Origin of the sequence: Nocardia yamanashiensis (genome assembly GCF_021183565.1) — a bacterium.
Lineage (GTDB): Bacteria > Actinomycetota > Actinomycetes > Mycobacteriales > Mycobacteriaceae > Nocardia > Nocardia yamanashiensis.
Genome location: NZ_CP089226.1, coordinates 3631491 through 3650031 on the forward strand (window position 1 = coordinate 3631491; position 18541 = coordinate 3650031).

Sequence of the window (18541 nt, forward strand, 5' to 3'; positions counted from 1 at the left end):
GGGGGCGGCGCGGGCCAGTGGGGATCCCGGTGGGCGGGGTGAGGGTTTCGGTGAGTGGGCGAGGTGCCCGGTTGCGGCTCGGGGAGGCGTAAGCACCCCTAGCGTCGCGGCCGTGAGAATCAATTCCATTGTACGTATTAATGTTTCGCTGGTTTCTTTGGCGCTGGTCGCTGCCGGATTGTTCGGGGGTGGGGCGGTGGCGCAGGCCGATCCGGAGGCCGCGGTCGCGGGGGCGAGCGGCGGTCAGATCGTTTTGCAGGGGGCGGTGAATGTCCGGGATATGGGTGGGTTTCGGACGTATGACGGGGCTACCACCAAGTCGGGAAAGGTGATTCGGGCGGATGCGCTCGGAAAACTGACCGATGCGGACGTGGCCAAGCTCGGGACGTTGAAGATTCAGTCGGTGGTGGATTACCGGACCCAGGCCGAGATCGCGGGATTGGGCGCGGATCGGCTGCCGGCCGGAGTTCCGTTGGTGTCCAGGGCCATCGAGGACGGCGGCATGTTCGCCAAGATGTATCAGGCGATTCAGTCCAAGGATCCGGTAAAGCAGCAGGAACTGCTGGGGGACGGCAAAGCCGAGCAGATCATGGGCGATATGTACCGCAATTTCTTCACCGCGGACGCGATGGCGAAGTTCGGGCAGACGGTCAAGGATTTGGCCGCTACCGGCACCGTGACGCTGTTCCATTGCACGGCCGGTAAGGACCGGACGGGGTGGACGGCGTATGTGGTGCTGCGGGCCGTGGGGGTGCCGGAATCGATTGCGCGCCAGGACTATCTGAAGTCGAACGAGTACCGGGCGGCGGCGGACGCGGCGCTGCGGGCGCAATTGAAGCAGGGTGGGATCATGCAGAATCCGGATCTGCTGATTCCGTTGCAGGAGGTGCGTGAGGCGTACCTGGATATCGCGGTGGACCAGGTGACGCAGAAGTACGGGGACTTCGGGAAGTTCCTGACCAACGGTCTCGGCCTGGACGGCGCGACCATCCTGAAGCTGCGGAAGAACCTGGTGAGCTGACCTCAGCCGCGGCGGACCATGGCGCCCAGGGCGCTCAGGTCGATATCGCTGGAGGGTTCCGACCAGCCGGTGGCGCGCAGTTCGTCCGGCGACCCGACGCCGAGCGCGTCGTGCAGGCCGATCGCCACCGAACGAGCGAAATCCTGTAGCCCGCTCAGCGGTATCGGCCACAGCATGGTCCGCCGCCAGTTCTCGATTTCGCGTTGCAGGACCGGCGCGGACCAGCCCGAATCACGCAGCAGCTGGGCGGCGGATTCGGTAATCGGTTCGGCCAGATAGTAATTGCCGGTGAGTTCGGCGGAGAGCCGGATATCGAACTGCTGGAATTGTACGTAGCGATTTCCGGTGGCGGCGATGATCAGGGTGGCTCGGGAGGGCAGATGCGCCAAGCAGCGCGCCAACGCTTGCACGAAGGCGTCCCATTCGGTTGTCACTGGTTGCTCGCTTTGCCCCCGGGTGCCCATCGAGGCCGATCATACGCCGTCAAATCGTCTGGGTCACCGAAAGATTGAGGGAACTCGGCCAGCTGCGGAAACATCCTGCCGACGACGAGAGCCGCGGCCGTGTCGACTGATACGGCCGCGGCTCTCGAATGTTCGGCTACCGCCGGTGAATCGCGGCGGGACCGAGGATTCCGATCGGCGTATAGCCGGCCAGGCGTTCGGCCCGCTGCTCCGCCGTGAGCGTATGGCGAGCCATGAATTTCCGGAATTGGCTTCGCGCACCGGCGAATACCGCGCCGGACCGAGGATGCACAACCACCGCCATCGCGTTCAAACCGCACTCCTCGTTCGTGTTTTCATCGCCTCCGGACGCTTATTCTTCCAACCGGATGCGCTGCGCTGGTTAACCTCTCGTGAATATCACCGCACGGACCAGCGCGGGCGCAAGATTCCAGCGCCCGCATTTACGGTATTCCTCCGGTGACGGTTGCCACCCGGGCGACAAGATGAGAGACTTTGGAAGTATTCCTCTCATCATGTCGGTGCTCGGCGCACCGGCAGCTAGTGGTCAAAGGAGATCACCATGACCGCCGCCGTCGCACCGCTCGAGCCCGCGGACCGGGGAGCCCGGCCCGAACGCCGGCCCTTCCGCCCGGGTACGCGCATGTGGGAGGACACCGGGCTGATCACCTTCTCGCTCACCGCCGGGTCGGCGTTCCTGTTGCAGACCATGGAACCGAGCATCGCGGCCGTGGTGGACGAGCATTCGACCTTCCGCACCGATGCCCTGGGCCGGGCCGCGCGCAGCATCGCCTCGGTCATGATGTGGATCTACGGCGGCGACGAGGCGCTGGCCGAAGCCGACCGGCTGCGGAAGATGCATGCCACGCTCAACAGCACCGATGCGCAGGGCGTGAAGCATCGGGCGCTGTCGTCGGGGCCGTGGGCGTGGGTGCTGCACACCGCGATCTTCGCGTTCACCGAGGGCAACAAGTACTTCTCCAGCGATCCGCTCACCGAGGCGGAGAAGGAGTCGTATTACCAGGAAGTCGTGCAGCTGATGCGCAATTTCATGGTGGCGCCCAAGGAGATTCCGGCCAGTTATGCCGAATGGGTGCCGTGGTTCGAGGATCAGATCGAGAACCATCTGGTGGCCACGAATGTGGCGGACGACTACCTGAAGGTGATCCGGAACATCGCCCCGCCCAAGCAGGTTCCGCACGCGCTGCATCCGGTGTGGCGGGCGGCGACCATGCCGGTCGGGCGGTTGCAGTACTTCTTCACCGTCGGCACCACGCCGGAGGTGATCCGGCGCAAGCTCGACCTGGAGTGGACCGCGAAGGACGAACGCACGCTGCGCGCCCTGGGCCGGCTGATCGGCCGCACCGTGCCGATGCTGCCGGAGCGGGTGCGCTACTTCCCCATCGCGTACGAGGCGCGGAAGCTGGAGCGCGACCGCGCCCGGCTGCGCAAGATCATCAACCTGCGCCCGGTGTAGTCAGCGCAGTTCGCGAATATCGCACAGCAGCACCCGATCCTGCTGTGCGATGGCGACGGTGGCGCCGTCCGGGCCGAACGCGACGGGCGGCGACCACTTGCGGGTGTGCAACTGGCGGCGGGCGTCGATGTCCCAGAGCCGCAGGTCCTTTCGCGTGGTGATGGCCAGCAGCGCGCCGTCCGCGCTGAACGCGACCGCCCGCACCCCGCTGCCGTCGGCGGGCAGCGGGAATTGCAGGGTTTCCCCGGCGCGCATATCCCGCACCAGCACCCGGTCGTGATTGGCGACCGCGAAGCGCGTACCGTCCGGCGCGAAGTCGGCGGCCGCGAAACCCACCATGTCCATGGGCAATTCGACGAGTGCCCGGGCGGTGCGCTTGCGCAGCGCGCTCCGGTAATCCCACAGATACGCCCCGTACCGGGTGATAGCGAGTAGCGCGCTGCCGTCCGGCGCGAACCGCACCAGATCCGTGTCGGGCCGCGCCACCTGCCGCGGCACCCACAACCGCTCCCCCGAGGCGGCGTACAACTCCAGCGCACCCGCGGTGCTCACCACCGCGAACACCTCGCCGTCCGGATCGGCGGCCACCGCGCGCACACTGCCGAACGCGATCTCCGGAAACGCCTGCCCCCGCCCAAGATTCCGCACCCCGGCCCCCTGCCGATCCGACACGATCAGCACCCCGCCGTCCGGCCCGAACTCCGGCCACGCCCGCCGGCTCCCCACCTCGAACGGCTCCCCCACCGCCTCCCCCGTACCCGTATCCCACAGCCGCACCAGGCGATCCCAGCCGGTCGCGGCGAGCACGGTCTCATCCGGCGCGAACGCCAGCCCGCACACCGCGTTCGCCGGCCCGGGCAACACACCCCCGATCGCCGCTCCGGTCCGCGCGTCCCAGATCCGCACCGCCCCGTCCTCCCCACCGGTCGCCACCCGAGCGCCACTCGGACTGAACGCGATCGCCCGCACCTTCCCCCAATGCCCGGACAACTCCACCGCTGCGCGCCGCGCCCGCCTCCCGGCCACACTCGAGGCCGGGTCCACCCCCGTCGCGATTTCGGTGTCCGGTTCGTGGGGCTCCCAGCCCTGCCGGCCGATAGGCCCGTCGAATACCACCGGCACGGAACCGACACCGCCGCCCGGCATTTCGATATCGCGGACGACGAGGCCCGGATCCGCCGTCCCCAAGTTCGGTTGCCGTCCAGCCAGTTCCGTCCACCGGCCGGGACCGTGCGGCGGTTCCGTCTCGGTGACCGGAAGCACCTCGGTGGGTCCGGTCGAGCCGAACAGGCGTGGGCCGGCCGAATTCGCTCCTGCCAGGGTGTCACCGGCGGACCCGGGCACCGAGGAGGCCGGGAAGTCTGTGCCGATCGCCGCTGCTGCCGCGGCGGCGAGGGCTCCACAACTCGGGTAGCGGTCGGCCGGATTCTTGGCGAGGGCGGTCGCGATCACCTCGTCCACGGCGGCGGGTAGGTCGGGGCGCCGGGTCGTCAGCAGTGGGGGCGGGGTGGTGAAGTGCGCGTGCATGAGGGCGTAGACGGTGGGGGCGGGAAACGGAATCTCCCCGGCGAGCAGGTGAAAGAGAGTGCAGCCGAGGGCATAGACATCGGCGCGCTGATCCACGGGCTTGCCGTCGATCTGTTCCGGGGGTGCGTAGGCGAGGGTGGCGCGGGTGGCTCCGGTGACGGTGACGGTGTCGTCGAAGCCGCGGGCGATGCCGAAGTCGCCGATGTGCACGTGCAGGCCGCCGGGGCGGTCGGTGATCAGCAGGTTCGCGGGTTTGACGTCGCGGTGCAGGATGCCGTTGGCGTGCGCGTGGTCGAGTCCGGCCGCGGCCTGGCGGATGATCTCGAGCGCGCGCGGGACCGGGAGCGGGCCTTCCTCCAGTAGCTGGCCGGCGTCCGGGCCGTCGATGAAATCCATGGCGATCCACGGGTTCTCGCCCTCGGTGCCGCAGTCCTGGATGCCGACGATATTCGGATGCCGCAGGGCGGCGGTCAGCCTGGCTTCGCGTTCGAAACGGGCGCGCGTCCTGGGATCGCTGCCCACATTGGCGGCCAGCACCTTCACCGCGACATCGACGCCCAGCCGCGGATGCCGCATCCGATACACCGCGCCCATGCCGCCGGAGCCCGCGTGCGCGATCACGGTGTAGCCGGCGAACAGCGATCCGGGCTCGAGCGCCACCGGTGTCCCCCGCCTCCCCGCCCCCACCGGCGGTATCCATCGAATCTCGTGAGCGGCAATGCTACCGCTCCGGCGCGGCATCGGGCGGCGGCCGGGTCACGGTCACCGGGCGACGCGGTCCCCCGGTTCATGGGGCTGGTGCGAGAACCGCCCACCGACCAAGGTCATGCTGTGCGTATGCGGATGGTGTTGTGGCGGGCGCTGGTCGGCCTGCTGCTGGTGGTGGGTGCGGTCGTGGTGCCGGCGGGCGGAGCGAACGCCGAGGCGGGATATCAGTGGAAGCAGGAGTACATCACCGCACCGGACGGGACGCGCCTGCACGCGGATGTGCTGCGCCCCAAGGGTCTCGCCGACGATCAGCGCACACCGGTGATCATGACGGTCAGCCCGTACCGCGCGCACCTGGCCTATTTGACCGATCCGCGTGTGAAGGGCGGCCCGTCCACCGACAATCTGGAAGCCCAGACCTTCCTCGATGCCGGATACACCTACGTGATCGTCGATCTGCGCGGCTTCGGCGGCTCCAACGGCTGCCCCGACTTCGGCGGCCCGGGCGAACGCTCGGATGTGAAGACCGCGGTGGAATGGGCGGCGGGCCAATCCTGGTCGACCGGCAAGGTCGGCCTGTTCGGGGTGTCGTACGAGGCCTGGACCGGGCTGATGGGCTTGACGGAGCAGCCGGCCGGGCTGGCCGCGGTGGGCGCGTTCGAACCGGTGGTGGACCCGTACTCCTACCTGTACATGCAGGGCGTGGCCTGGAAGTTCTCGGGCAAGCCGGTCACCGAGTCCGGGGTGCGGCCGGGTGATCTGGCGGGGCTGGAGCATCTGCTCATCGCGTCCACGCCCGCGCACTGGGAGGATTCGGCCGAGTACCAGCTGAACGCCACCACCATCGATTCCGCCTGCTACGCACAGTATTTCGCGAACACCACCAACCACGACGGCGGCACCGAGTTCTGGCAGGACCGGGATCTGGTGCGCCGCCTGCGGGGCAATACCATCCCGCTGTTCCTGGGCCAGGGTTTCACCGACTACAACACCAAGGCCGATCGGGTCTTCCAGCTGTGGAACGGGCTCGGCCCCGGCGAGCATCACGCCTGGTTCGGGCAGTGGGGCCATCGCACCTGCCACGACAAATGCGGCGTCACCAATTTCGACGGCGAGCTGCTGGCGTTCTTCGACCGGCATGTGGCGGGCAAGAACGTGACCGTGCCGGGCCCGCGCATCACGGTCAGCCAATCCGATGGCCGCTGGCGTTCGGAAACCCAATGGCCGCCCGCCGATTCGACCATGGTGACCGCCGAGCTGCGCACCGGCGAGTACACCGACCGCGGCCTGTTCGCCGGCGCGGATCGCGATCTGTGGTCGATCAGCCAGCCGCTGCCCACCGCGCAGCATCTGTCCGGCACAGCCACCGCCACCCTGACGTTGGACGGTTCGCCGCAGGCCACGGTCGCGGTCGAGGTGTCCGATATCGCGCCGGACGGCCGCTCCACGGTCATCACCCGCGGTATCGCCCCCGTCTCCGCGACCACCGAAATCCGCATGCTGGCCCAGGATTGGCCGATCGAGGCCGGGCATCGCATCGGCTTCCGCATCACCGACGTGATCGACGACGTCTGGTCGCATACGCCCACCTTCTCCAAGGTGACCGTCCGTTCCGCCCAGGTCCGGTTGCCGCTGCTCACCGCGGCCCGCACCCCGGACCTGCCGGGCGGCCCCACCGAGGGTGTCGGCAAGTGGCGCGCCGAGAAGTCGGCCACCCTGCCGCTGGATCTGCTGAACAATGCAAGGGTGACCGTCGACTTCCCGGCCCGGACCGGCTCCTGATGACCGCAACCACGCCCGCACCCCAGCTCGTGGACGATGCCACCGCCGAGCGGCTGGCCGCGGCCCTGCGCTGCGTGACCATCTCCCATGAGGATCCGGCCGCGGACGACCCGGCCGAATTCGATCGCTTCGTGGCGTTCCTGGAGGAGAGCTTCCCGCTGGTGCACGCCCAGCTGGAGCTGGAGATCTTCGGGCACAGCCGGCTCTATCGCTGGCCGGGCAGCGCCGCACCGGACCGGGTGTCGGCGCTGCTGCTGGCGCATATGGACGTGGTCCCGGTGGACGACGAGAGCGGCTGGACCCATCCCCCGTTCGCGGGCGTGGTGGACGACGAATTCATCTGGGGCCGTGGCGCGATCGACGACAAGAGCCGGGTCGTCGCGATTCTGGAGGCGGTGGAGTCGGCGCTGCGCGACGGTGTGCGGCCCCGGGAGACCGTGTATCTGGCGTTCGGGCACGACGAGGAGGTGAACGGGGTCCGCGGCGCCCAGTCGATGGCGCGCAAACTGCGGGAAGCCGGGATCCGGACCGGGCTGCTGCTCGACGAGGGCGGGGTGATCACCATCGGGGTCGCGGACGGGATCGATGACCCGGTGGCCACCATCATGGTGGGCGAGAAGGGTTTCGCCACCGTACGGCTGTCGGTCACCGACCCGGGCGGGCATTCGTCCATGCCGGGCAAGCAGACCGCGGTCGGGCGGCTGGCGCGCGCGGTGGCGCGGGTGCAGGATCATCCGTTCCCGTTGCGGCTGACCCCGGTGACCGTCGACATGCTCACGCGGCTGCGCGGATTCATGTCCGAACCGCGCCGCACCCTGCTCGGCCTGGCCCGGCTCGCGGGTCCGGCCGTGACGCGCATCCTGGCGGCCCGGCCGCAGACCGAGGCGCTGGTGCGCACCACCACCGCGCCGACCGTCTTCCACGGCGGCGTGAAATCGAACGTGCTGCCGCAGCGCGCCGAGGCGTTCGTGAATTTCCGTATCCTCCCGGGTGATTCGGTCGCCGATGTGCTGGCACACTGCCGCCGCGTCATTCGCGACGATCAGGTGGCGTGCGAGCTCACCGGCATCACCTCCGAGCCCTCCCGCACTCCGTCCGCCGGGCCGGACTTCGAGCTCATCGCCGAACTGGCGCGGGAGGTCGTCCCGGGCATCGCGGTCACGGTCGGCCTGGTGCCCGGCGCCACCGATGCCCGCTACTACGACGATCTCGCCGAAACTCGCTGCAATTTCGCCCCGATCATCCTCACCGCCGCCGACCTGGATCGCATCCACGGCACCGACGAACGCATCTCCCGCCTCAACTACGGCCGCCTGATCACCTTCAACCGCCTCCTGATGGACCGGCTCGCCGCGGACTGACCGGGCGCGATCCCGGATGCGGCGAGCTGTCGGGCGCGGCGTCGGTTGTGGCGGCCCACCACCGCACGGCCGCCGGGCTCGGACCGCGCCACGAAATCCCCGGCCCCCGGACAGGCGGGCGAGGGGTGCGCAACAATGACTGCGCCGGTACCCGACTTTTCGGGCGCACCACCGCGTATCCGTCGCGGTCGCCCTCCGGCAGCGTGTGACCGAACCGAGAGGAGCGATGATGACCCGGAACGAGACCGGTGAATTCCAGGGTGCGGGCGGCAAGATCTTCTGGCAGGGCTGGCTGCCGGACGGCGAGCCGCGAGCGCTGGCCGTGATCGTGCACGGGTACGCCGAGCACTCCGGGCGGTACGCGCATGTGGCGCAGCGGCTGACCGAGGCCGGGTTCGCGGTGTACGCCCTCGACCACACCGGGCACGGTAAGTCGGCGGGTGCGCGCGCGAATGTCGGATCGCTGGACGGTGCGGCCGACAATGTGACCACGCTGCTGAAGCTGGCGAGCGAGAAACACCCGGGGCTGCCCAAGTTCGTGATCGGGCACAGCATGGGCGGGTTGACCAGCGCCTACCTGGCGACGCGCGGACCTCTCGACATCGACGGCCTGGTGCTGTCCGGTCCGGCCGTGGTGATCGACGCCGGCAATGCGGTGGAGCGCGCGGTGGCCCCGCTGCTGTCGCGGGTGCTGCCGAATCTCGGTGTGGTGAAACTGGATTCGAAGCTGGTCAGCCGCGACCCCGAGGTGGTGCGCGCCTACGACGAGGATCCGCTGGTGCATCACGGCGGCGTCCCGGCCCGGACCGCGGTCGAGATGCTGAAGGCGGGCGAGTTCGTCAAGACGCATCTGGACAAGCTGACGGTGCCGCTGCTGGTGCAGCACGGCAAATCCGACGGGCTCGCCAATCCGGCGGGCGCCGACCTGTTCGAGCAGGGGGCGGCGTCGCAGGACAAGACCGTCATCCGCTACGACGGGCTCTACCACGAGATCTACAACGAACCCGAGCAGGACAAGGTGCTCACCGATCTGGTGAATTGGCTGGAAGCGCACCTACCCGCATGAAACCGGCCGGGCCCGTCCGCCATGGACGGGCCCGCTGTCATTTGTAGGTGCTCAGGCAGCTGGTCTCGCCGTCGAGGACACCGGTCCGGAAGGCTTGCAGGCGAACGAATCCGCTGGCCACCACCTTGCCGTCGACATCCGCGGCGGCGATGCCGTCCGACAGCAGGCCGGAGACGGCTTCGTCGAGATCGTCGGCGGAGAGCTGCAAGGAACTGCCCGGCTGGCTGAGCTTGGTGCTGAACGCCCCGGACAGGCAGGCGGTGCGCAGGCCGGCGGTATCGGCTCCGGTGAGGCCGAGCTTCCGATCCTGTTGCACGGCGAGCATGTAGCGGGAGACGAAGACCACGAAGGCGTTGTAGTCGCCTGCCACCATGGACGACAGCAGTTCGGTGTCGTCGTCGCCGCGCGCGCGTTTGGCCAGGGCGGTCACATCGGTGCCGATGGTGTTGGTCGCCGGGCAGTACGAGACCGGTTGCGTCGTAGTCACATTCGAGCACTTCTTGGTGACGCCGTTGTAGTCGAACCTCGGCGCGGACGTCACCGGATAGTTGACGGCCAGGGCCTGAGCCACCTGCTCGAGCGAGCTGCGATCCACGGTCAGCTGCGCACCCTTCTCACCGAACCCGAAACTGGTCGGCAGGGTGCCGCGCCGCTGCTCCAATTCGGCGCGCGTCATGTTCTTGCACTTGGCGGCGCCGTCGGTGTACCCGATCTCGAAGGCGGTGACCCGCTCGAACCCGGTGCCGTGCTCGTTCTCCGAAGCGCCCGGCTCCTGATCCCGCACCGCCACGGCCGCGCCCAGCACGCCATTGAGGCCATCGGTGGTGTTGATCGTGAAATGGCGGGAATTCCCTTCCGCCACATGACGAATGAACACGCCCGCGAAGCAGTCGGCCTGCTGTTCCTTCACCACGGTCGGCGTGAACAGGCCGTTGAGCCGGGCCTGTTCCTGCACCGCGTGCCCGTACTCGTGGGCGAGGACGAACACGACCGACATATCGCCGAACTTCTTGCTCAGTTCCGGCAGCAGGACGCCGCGATCCCATCCGATGCTCTGATCGAGCCCGCAGTACGCGGCATTGATTTCCTGGTAGGTGGATTCGCGGCAGAACTGGACGGACTGATTGCGCCCGGCCCGGGCATCCCAGGAGATGAACCGGCTCACCGGCGTGAACTTGCCCGGAAAGATCTTGGCGTACTCGGTATTCCAGTACTCCTGTACATCTGCGATGGCATTGAGGGCGAGCCGGTCGACCGCGCCGCCGTCGCCGTTCTCCGCGGTGAGCGTGGCGTCCGGCACGCCCGAGCGCGGACCGCTGGGTCCGGTCGAGGATTCGGAACCGTTGAGCTCGAACGGATTTCCGGGATTTCCGGTCACCTGCTGGGAGCCGGATTCCGGTAGTAGATCACAGCCGGTGAGCGCCACCCCGAGCGTCAAAAGCACGACGGCACAACCCGCCCGCAGCCGCGACATCCGCATCTCGCCTCCCGAGTACCGCGACGGGACCCCTCCGATCCCGGGGTACCCGGGACGGCGAAGCTCAGCTCCCGCGTCTTCGAGTATCCACCCTTTGATCGCTCAAAGTCGCAGTACCGCAACCACAGCGCGATGATCCGAGTCCGGGATGGTCAGCGATCGCACCTCGGTGGCGTGCCCGCCCGCCACCAGTACCTTGTCGATGCCGATGTGGGGGCCGCCGTACTCGCGTTCCGGCCAGGTCGGCAGCGCGCCCACGCCGACGAGTTCGCCGGCGTCGGCGTAGCGGCCGCGCAGGATGTCCCGGAAGGGCTTGTGGTCGTAGGTGGCATTGAAGTCGCCGCCGACGATGACCTGGCCGGACTGCTGGTCCAGGACTTCGCGGATGCGCGGCAGTTCCCGGCTCCAGGCGTCGAAGTCGAGATTCGGTGGCATGGGGTGGAATTGGAAGACCTGGACCGGTCCGCGATCCGGGTGCAGCATGGTGGCTTGCACATTGCTCATCAGGAAACCGTCGAGCTTGCGGCCGTCCTGTAGCGGGTAGCGGCTGAAGATGCCGCCGCCGGAACCGCCGCTCGCCGGGGCCGTGTAGGAATACGGGAGTTCGGTCTCGAGTCCGGCCGCGCGCAAACGCGCCAGCGCCTCGGGGGTGAGTTCCTCCAAGGTCAGCACTTCGATGCGGTTGTCCCGCACGGCTTTCACGACCGTGTCCACGTCGGCGTGACCGAACAGCAGATTCGATTGCATGACGGCCACGTCCACGCCGGGCGGGGCGCTGCCGTCGGGCCACAGCATCGGCAGCTGGGCCCACAGACCGGCCGCTATCGGCACCAGAGCGATTGCGGCGCTGCGCCATTGGCGGGCGAGGCCGAAGAGCACCAGCGCGATGACCGCGCCGGCCATGAAGTACGACGCGAACGACGCGGCCAGCGTCAACAGCATCGTCGGCCACGTGAAGTAATGCAGCACCACCCCCGCGCTGCCCGCTGCGAAGGCGATCCACCCCAGCGCCGCCGTCACGGTCCGCACTCGCCTGCGCCACGGCGGAGTCACCGAAATCCGTTCGGTCGGTTCCTCCGTGACCACCTGTCCTTGCACCGGCACCATGCCACCTCCCCTTCGGCGGCCACCCTACCGGAGCATCGAAAAGCCGCTGACCTGCGCGACCCGCCGGTAAATGGGCTGCATTCGGGGCGCCGTTCATGGCACAGTCGAAAGACGTGAGTGAATATCGCCGCCTGAACCAGGCAAATTGGGATCAGCGCGCGCCGCTGCACGCCGCCTCCGCCGACTACGCCATCGAGCATTTCCGGGACGACCCGTCCTATCTCAGCGCCGTGGTGCGCTTCGATCTGCCGCTGCTCGGCGATATCCGCGGGCGGCGGGCGGTCCACCTGCAATGCCACATCGGCACCGATACCCTGTCGCTGGCCCGGCTCGGGGCGACGGTGACCGGGCTGGACTTCTCGCCCGCCTCCATCGCCGAGGCCCGGAAACTGGCCGAGGCCACCGGAACCGCCATCGACTTCGTGGAATCGGATGTGTACGAGGCGGTGAACGCGCTCGGCGCGAACGACTTCGACCTGGTCTACACCGGGGTCGGGGCGCTGTGCTGGCTGCCCGATATCCGGCGCTGGGCCGACACGGTGGCCGGACTGCTGCGGCCCGGCGGACGGCTCTTCATCACCGAAGCGCATCCCGCGCTGTGGTCCATCGACGAATCCCGCCCGGAGGCCCTGATAGTCGGCTTTCCCTACTTCGAAACCGCCGAACCCCTGGTCTGGGACGACGCCACCACCTACGTCGACACCGACGGCGTCCTGACCGCCACCACCACCCACGAATGGAACCACGGCCTCGGCGAGATCATCGGCGCCCTCCTGGCCGCCGACCTCACCCTCACCGGCCTCGTCGAACACCGCAGCATCCCCTGGAACGCCCTGCCCAGCCACATGACCGAACACGACGGCCGCTGGCAACTCGCCGAACACCCCGAACGCCTGCCCCTGTCCTACACCCTGCAGGCCCGTAAACCGTTGTGAGAACGGCCGTCCGCGGTCCGGGGCGCTGACGAATCACCAGCGGCTCGAGGGAACCGCGGGGCGATGGCCCGCGTCCGAGTCGATAGGTGCTCGAGCGAGGGAGGACTCCGATGGATGCGGAGCGGGCGGTGCAGGCGGCGCGGGACAGTCAGGGCGGGGCGGAGCGAGAACAGCTTCGGGTGTCGCACGGGACGGTGGACGCGGATTATGTTCAGCGGCTGGAGCATTTCGAAGGGTGGTCGCACGAAGAGATCTATGCCGCTGTGCGGGAGATGAATCCGGGCGAGATGCATGCCGCCGCGGAGGCCTGGGTGAGTATCGGCAACAATCTCAGCGGCGCAGCGCCCGGCCTGCACATCCAGCTACAGAACATCCTCACCGACGGGTCGGCCGGTCATATCGCGGCTGCTGCCGACCGAGCCGCGCGCGAGTTCGTCCAGCAGGTCCTCGATGTCGCCGAGATCGCGCACAGCACCGGGCACCGCATGACCGCGGCCGCTTTCGGGGCCGAAGCAGTCCGCAAATCCGTTCCCCCACCGCCCGGTACGGGTGCCACCGACGCCGACCTCTCGGAAACCAGCACGACCTTCCTAGGCCTGCTGCTCGGCACCACCGCCCCTGGCGACGCCCAACAGGCCGAGACCTACCGCGAGGAGCAGTACCGGCTCGCTCTCGCGGCGCTGGAAACGAACTATGTGCCGACCTATCCACCGGCCGGTGCGGGCGTGCCGGCCTTTGCCGATATCGAAATGCCAGGCGCTGGTGCGGGTTCCGGCCAGTCGGGAGCAGGCTTCGGCACTCCGGCCGGAGTCTTCACCGGACCTGATGCAGCGGTGCGCTCGGACACGCCGAACGCACACGAAGGCAGCGCGGCATCGTTCCGTACCCCTCCGGAATCAGCTCGGCCGGGCTCCGGATCACCCGTCACCGCGAACCATGGCAACGCAACCGAGTCCGGCGGCGCCGAGGATTCCGCTGGCTCAGAGCAAGATTCCGGATCGGGTACCGCGGCGGCGAGCACCAGCAGCAGTACCGGTGATACCTCACCAGCCGCTGCGAACACGGAGAGAACGGGTACGCCAGGGATCTCGTCCCCCGGCGCACAAATCGTGCCCGCTCTCTCCGGCTCACCAGGTTCCCGAACAAGCGCATCGGCACCGGCAGGCAACCCCGGAAGTCTCGCCCGACCCCCCGGCGCTGCCGGAGCCCCCGGCCTCAGCTACCCAGGCGCACCCACCGGAAAGCCCTCCGCCCCGAACCAACCCGCTACCAGCGCCCGCACCCCATCCCCCGGAGCGGGCTACCTCCCCGGCATGTACGCCCCCGGCGCAGCGTCCGCCGCCAACGCTGAAGGCAGCCACAAGGCTCCGACCTGGCTGACCTGGCATCGCGACGACGAACTCCTCGGCACCCCACCCCCAGCCGTCCCCCCGGTCCTGGGATCCGAAATCCCCTCCGCCCGAACCGACCTCACCTCCGAGGAGCCGGAAACCCCATGAAATGGGAATTCACCCCCGACGAATTCATCCACCTCTGGCAAGAAACCGGCCAAGACCGCTATCCCCCACCCCTCCGCCTCCGCTCCTCCACCCGCTGGCGCGACGATCACGCCCAGCTCACCGCCACCCTGAACACCCGCTTCCCCAAGGGCGCGGACCCGGATTTGACCGCCGCCCTTCGGGTTTCATCCAATCCCGACACCACCCTCACCCTCACCGGCATCCGCAACCACCCCCTCCGCGCCTACGCCGCACTCACCAACGGCGTAGCCGTCACCCTCGTCCAGCGCCCTTCCCCGCGCCCCGAAATCGGCGGCAACATGATCATCGAAGCAGGCGCACCACCCCTGATCCCCTCCGTCTTCACCGCCGTCATGGGCGCGGCACAACCAGGCACCATCCAGCCCGCCGTGACACCCTCACCCTCCACCCCGAAGCCCACGCACGTGACACCCACGCGCCGGAGCATCACCGACACGAGAACCCCCGACCTGGCCCGCATCCTGCGCCTGGCCCACACCCGCCCCAGCGCCCGCGGCGACATAGCCGTCCACCGCAACCTCCGAACCGACCACCCCGCTCCCCCGCGCTACCTGCACTGGTTCGACATCGCCAACGACGGCCGCTATACCGTCGAGCATCGCAAGGGTGAATTGCGCATCTCCCCGTGCTCGCCAGATACCCTGCGTGAGCACATCATCCAGCTACTCGGCCTCCGCGGTTGAACGTGACGCATTGCGGAATTGGAGTTCTGCTCCACCGAACACCCCAGCCGGTCGGGAAACCGACGGTAAGCGCCCCGAACTGGAGCAAAACTCCAATCATTGCCAGCCACACCGCAACACCCCACCTGGCCATTCAGCGAGGCAACCCGGCAACCTCGCGAGACGACTGCCATGGCCGAACGCCACCTTCCCCAACGGCGTGCGACCACGGAAGGCCTGGCTCGCACCACCCCGCGTGACGCCCTGCCAGCGTCGGCATCACCCTCGCGCGACGGTCGACCCGCGTCGGCATCACCGACGCGGCGGGCTGTCAACCGCCGAAGACCCGCTCCACCACCGTCTTGGCGCGGCGGGTGACGCGCATGTAGTGGTCGAGGAATTCGGAGCCGTCGTCGTTGGGCCAGCCGGCGACCTTGGCTACGGCGGACAGGAGGGTGCCGGGGCCGGGGAGTTGGTCGGCGGGTTTGCCTCGGACCAGGACGAGGGCGTTGCGGGCTTTGGTGGCGGTCAGCCAGGCGTCGCGGAGCAGGGCGGCGTCTTCGGGGTCGATGAGGCCGGCGGTTTCGATGGCGGCCAGGGAGTCGAGGGTGGTGGTGTTGTGGAGGGTGGGGTGGGCGCCGGCGTGCTGGAGTTGCAGGAGCTGGACGGTCCATTCGATGTCGGCGAGGCCGCCGCGGCCGAGTTTGGTGTGGGTGGCCGGGTTGGCTCCGCGCGGGAGGCGTTCGGCGTCCACGCGGGCCTTGATGCGGCGGATTTCGCGGACGCCTTCGGGGGACATGCCGCCGGCGGGGTAGCGGATGGGGTCGACGGTGTGCAGGAAGCGGGTGCCCAGGTCGGGGTTGCCGGCGACGAAGCGGGCGCGCAGCAGGGCTTGGACTTCCCAGGATTGGGCCCACTGGGAGTAGTAGGCGGAGTAGGCCGCCAGGGTGCGGACCAGGGCGCCGTTGCGGCCTTCGGGGCGCAGGCCCGCGTCGACTTGGAGCGGCGGGTCGGTGCTGGGGGCCCCGAGCAGGCGCTGGACCTGTTCGGCTACACCGATGGCCCATTTCACGGCGACGGTCTCGTCCTCGCCGGGGCGCGGATCGCAGACGAACAGGACATCCGCGTCGGAGCCGTAGCCGAGTTCCATACCGCCCAGGCGGCCCATGCCGATCACGGCGAAATCGGCGGGGGCCGGTTTGCCGGATTCGACTTCGCCGGCGCGGATCACGGCTTGCAGGGCCGCTTCCAAGGTGGCGATCCAGACCGAGGACAGCGCTTCGCAGACCTGGGGGACGTCGAGCATGCCGAGCACGTCGGCGGACGCGACGCGGGCCAGTTCGTGGCGGCGCAGCGAACGGGCGGTGGCGACGGCGCGCTTGGGGTCGTCGTATCGGCCCGCACCGGAAAGGATTCCGCGTTTCACATCGCTGGGCTGGGTGGCCAGCAGCAACGGCCCGTCGGGACCGTCGGCGTACATGCGAATGGTCTCGGGAGCGTTGATGAGCAGATCGGGCAGGTACGCCGACGAGCCCAGCACGATCATCAGCCGTTGCGCGATCGCCCCCTCGTCGCGCAGTTCGCGCAGGAACCAGATCTCGTTGTCCAGCCCCTCGGAAACCCGCCGGTACGCGAGCAGACCCGCATCGGGATTCGGTGTGTCGCCGAGCCATTCGAGCAGCGTCGGCAGCAGCAGCGCCTGAATGCGCCCCTTGCGCCCCACCTCACCGGTGAGCGCCTTGAGATGCCCGAGCGCGTTCTCCGGCGCCGCGTAACCCAGCGCCGCCAGCTGCCGCACCGCGGCTTGCGGAGACAGCCGCAGCGCGTCCGCGTCCAGGCGCGCAATCGATTCCAGCAGCGGACGGTAGAAGAGCTTGGCGTGCAACCGCCGCACCCGCACCGCATTGCGCTTGATCTCGCTGGTCAGCACGCCCACCGCGTCCTGCCGCCCATCGGGCCGCATATGCGCCGCCCGCGCCAGCCAGCGCATGCCCTCTTCGTCCTCGGGTGCGGGCAGCGTGTGGGTACGCTTGAGTTTCTGCAACTGCAAACGATGTTCGAGCAACCGCAGGAATTCGTAGGAGGCGGTCAGGTTGGCGGCATCGTCACGCCCGACGTACCCGCCCGCCGCCAGCGCGGTCAGCGATTCCACCGTCCCCTGCACATGCAGCGATTCGTCGGCCTTGCCGTGCACCAATTGCAGCAGCTGAACGGCGAATTCGACATCGCGCAGACTGCCGTGCCCGAGCTTCAGTTCACGCTCGCGCAGATCCGCGGGCACCAGGTCCTCGACGCGCCGCCGCATGGCCTGCACATCGGCCACGAAGTCCGGGCGCTCGGAGGCCGCCCACACCATCGGCATCAAGGCGTCGCGGTATTGCGCGCCGAGTTCGAGATCGCCGGTGGCGGGCCGCATCTTGAGCAGCGCCTGGAACTCCCAGGTCCGCGCCCAGCGCTTGTAGTACGCGATATGCGATTCCAGGGTGCGCACCAGCGCCCCCGCCTTGCCCTCCGGCCGCAGTGCCGCGTCCACGTCGAAATACGCCGAACTGCCCACGCTCATCATCTCGGCGGCCAGCCGGGTGGCGGTGGTGTCGGCGGGTTCGGCGACGAAGATGACATCGACGTCGGACACGTAATTCAATTCCCGCGCACCGCATTTGCCCATGGCGATGACCGCCAGCCGCACCGGAACCGGCCGGTCGGCGCAGACCCGGGCCACCGCCACCGCCAGCGCCGCGGTCAACGCCGCGTCGGCGAGATCGGTGAGATGCTGCCCCACCTGCTGGTACGGCAGTACCGGTTCGTTCTCCACGGTGGCCGCCAGATCGATGGCCGCCAGCAACATGAGCTGATCGCGATACCGCTTGCGCAGCAACCCAACCGCTTCCGGCCCGGCGATCGCCGCCCGATACAGCATGGGCCCGGCATTCGGCCCGGTCTCCGGCGTCGCCTGCACGGCATCGAGCAGCGCGGCGAGCACCTCTTTCCGCGATGGCAGTTCCCGCTGACGCAGCAGCTGCCAGGCACCCGGATCGGCCACGAGGTGATCGGCGAAGGCACTGGAGGATCCGATGAGCGCCAGCAGCCGCCCCCGGAACGCCACATCGGTGCGCAGGGCGGAATCGACCGCGGCCCAATCGCTTCCGAGCTGCTCTCGCAACCGGATGAGCGTCAGCAGCGCCAGATCCGCATCGGGCGACCGCGAAAGCGCCCACAGCAACGGCACGCTGTCCACGTTGTCCCACGCCAACTCTCGGAGCGAATCAGCCGCGGAAGGCTCTAGAAGCCCGAGCCGCCCGACACCGGGAACCGCGGAACGAGTAGTCGGTGGCCGCACCATGCCATCAAATTACATGTCACGTAGATCGACGGTTGCGCCGAACCCTCCGATAACCGACAACGTGCCCAAT

14 protein-coding genes are annotated in these 18541 nt (G+C 68.6%); 9 read left to right on the top strand and 5 right to left on the bottom strand.

Annotated features, from left to right (window positions below):
* Positions 1 to 157 precede the first annotated feature (157 nt).
* Positions 158 to 1021 (top strand): tyrosine-protein phosphatase, encoded by an 864-nt coding sequence (locus tag LTV02_RS17475; RefSeq protein WP_233040991.1) that lies wholly within the window; start codon positions 158 to 160, stop codon positions 1019 to 1021.
* 2 nt (positions 1022 to 1023) lie between these two features.
* On the opposite strand, the gene LTV02_RS17480 is transcribed toward LTV02_RS17475, so the two are convergent.
* On the bottom strand, positions 1024 to 1455 hold the full coding sequence (locus LTV02_RS17480) for a TY-Chap domain-containing protein (RefSeq protein ID WP_233040992.1): 432 nt from the start codon (positions 1453 to 1455) through the stop codon (positions 1024 to 1026).
* A gap of 175 nt (positions 1456 to 1630) precedes the next feature.
* Here LTV02_RS17480 and LTV02_RS17485 point away from each other — a divergent pair, with 175 nt between their 5' ends.
* Together LTV02_RS17485 and LTV02_RS17490 are read left to right on the top strand one after the other, a co-directional pair.
* Positions 1631 to 1948: a hypothetical protein gene (locus LTV02_RS17485; RefSeq protein ID WP_233040993.1), complete on the top strand. Its 318-nt coding sequence runs from the start codon at positions 1631 to 1633 to the stop codon at positions 1946 to 1948.
* A gap of 99 nt (positions 1949 to 2047) precedes the next feature.
* Entirely contained in the window at positions 2048 to 2962 is a 915-nt protein-coding gene (locus LTV02_RS17490; protein ID WP_233040994.1) for an oxygenase MpaB family protein, read from the top strand.
* Here LTV02_RS17490 and LTV02_RS17495 read toward each other — a convergent pair whose 3' ends face one another.
* A complete protein-coding gene (locus tag LTV02_RS17495; RefSeq protein WP_233040995.1) occupies positions 2963 to 5149 on the bottom strand; it encodes a WD40 repeat domain-containing serine/threonine protein kinase in 2187 nt (728 codons plus the stop codon).
* Between the two features lie 177 nt (positions 5150 to 5326).
* Between LTV02_RS17495 and LTV02_RS17500 the strand changes: the two genes are divergently transcribed.
* The 3 genes from LTV02_RS17500 to LTV02_RS17510 all read left to right on the top strand — a co-directional run bounded on the left by LTV02_RS17500 (position 5327) and on the right by LTV02_RS17510 (position 9406).
* Complete coding sequence (locus tag LTV02_RS17500) at positions 5327 to 6979, top strand: CocE/NonD family hydrolase (RefSeq protein WP_233040996.1); 1653 nt, start codon at positions 5327 to 5329, stop codon at positions 6977 to 6979.
* Complete coding sequence (locus LTV02_RS17505; RefSeq protein WP_233040997.1) at positions 6979 to 8340, top strand: M20 family peptidase; 1362 nt, start codon at positions 6979 to 6981, stop codon at positions 8338 to 8340. The genes LTV02_RS17500 and LTV02_RS17505 overlap by 1 nt, the downstream gene beginning before the upstream one ends.
* A gap of 229 nt (positions 8341 to 8569) precedes the next feature.
* Positions 8570 to 9406 carry an alpha/beta hydrolase gene (locus LTV02_RS17510; RefSeq protein WP_233040998.1) on the top strand — a complete coding sequence of 279 codons (837 nt, stop codon included), beginning with the start codon at positions 8570 to 8572 and terminating at the stop codon, positions 9404 to 9406.
* Between the two features lie 37 nt (positions 9407 to 9443).
* Here the strand turns inward: LTV02_RS17510 and LTV02_RS17515 are convergent, their stop codons facing one another.
* Entirely contained in the window at positions 9444 to 10886 is a 1443-nt protein-coding gene (locus LTV02_RS17515; RefSeq protein WP_233040999.1) for a neutral zinc metallopeptidase, read from the bottom strand.
* Positions 10887 to 10985: 99 nt separating this feature from the next.
* Positions 10986 to 11990, bottom strand: coding sequence for an endonuclease/exonuclease/phosphatase family protein (locus LTV02_RS17520; RefSeq protein WP_233041000.1), 1005 nt, complete (start codon positions 11988 to 11990; stop codon positions 10986 to 10988).
* A gap of 95 nt (positions 11991 to 12085) precedes the next feature.
* Between LTV02_RS17520 and LTV02_RS17525 the strand changes: the two genes are divergently transcribed.
* The 3 genes from LTV02_RS17525 to LTV02_RS17535 all read left to right on the top strand — a co-directional run bounded on the left by LTV02_RS17525 (position 12086) and on the right by LTV02_RS17535 (position 15149).
* On the top strand, positions 12086 to 12925 hold the full coding sequence (locus LTV02_RS17525) for a class I SAM-dependent methyltransferase (protein ID WP_233041001.1): 840 nt from the start codon (positions 12086 to 12088) through the stop codon (positions 12923 to 12925).
* Between the two features lie 110 nt (positions 12926 to 13035).
* Positions 13036 to 14424, top strand: a complete 1389-nt coding sequence (locus tag LTV02_RS17530) for a hypothetical protein (protein WP_233041002.1) — start codon at positions 13036 to 13038, stop codon at positions 14422 to 14424.
* Entirely contained in the window at positions 14421 to 15149 is a 729-nt protein-coding gene (locus LTV02_RS17535; RefSeq protein WP_233041003.1) for an ESX secretion-associated protein EspG, read from the top strand. The genes LTV02_RS17530 and LTV02_RS17535 overlap by 4 nt, the downstream gene beginning before the upstream one ends.
* Before the next feature lie 310 nt (positions 15150 to 15459).
* Here LTV02_RS17535 and LTV02_RS17540 read toward each other — a convergent pair whose 3' ends face one another.
* Positions 15460 to 18471, bottom strand: coding sequence for a bifunctional [glutamine synthetase] adenylyltransferase/[glutamine synthetase]-adenylyl-L-tyrosine phosphorylase (locus LTV02_RS17540; protein ID WP_233041004.1), 3012 nt, complete (start codon positions 18469 to 18471; stop codon positions 15460 to 15462).
* Between the last annotated feature and the right edge of the window lie 70 nt (positions 18472 to 18541).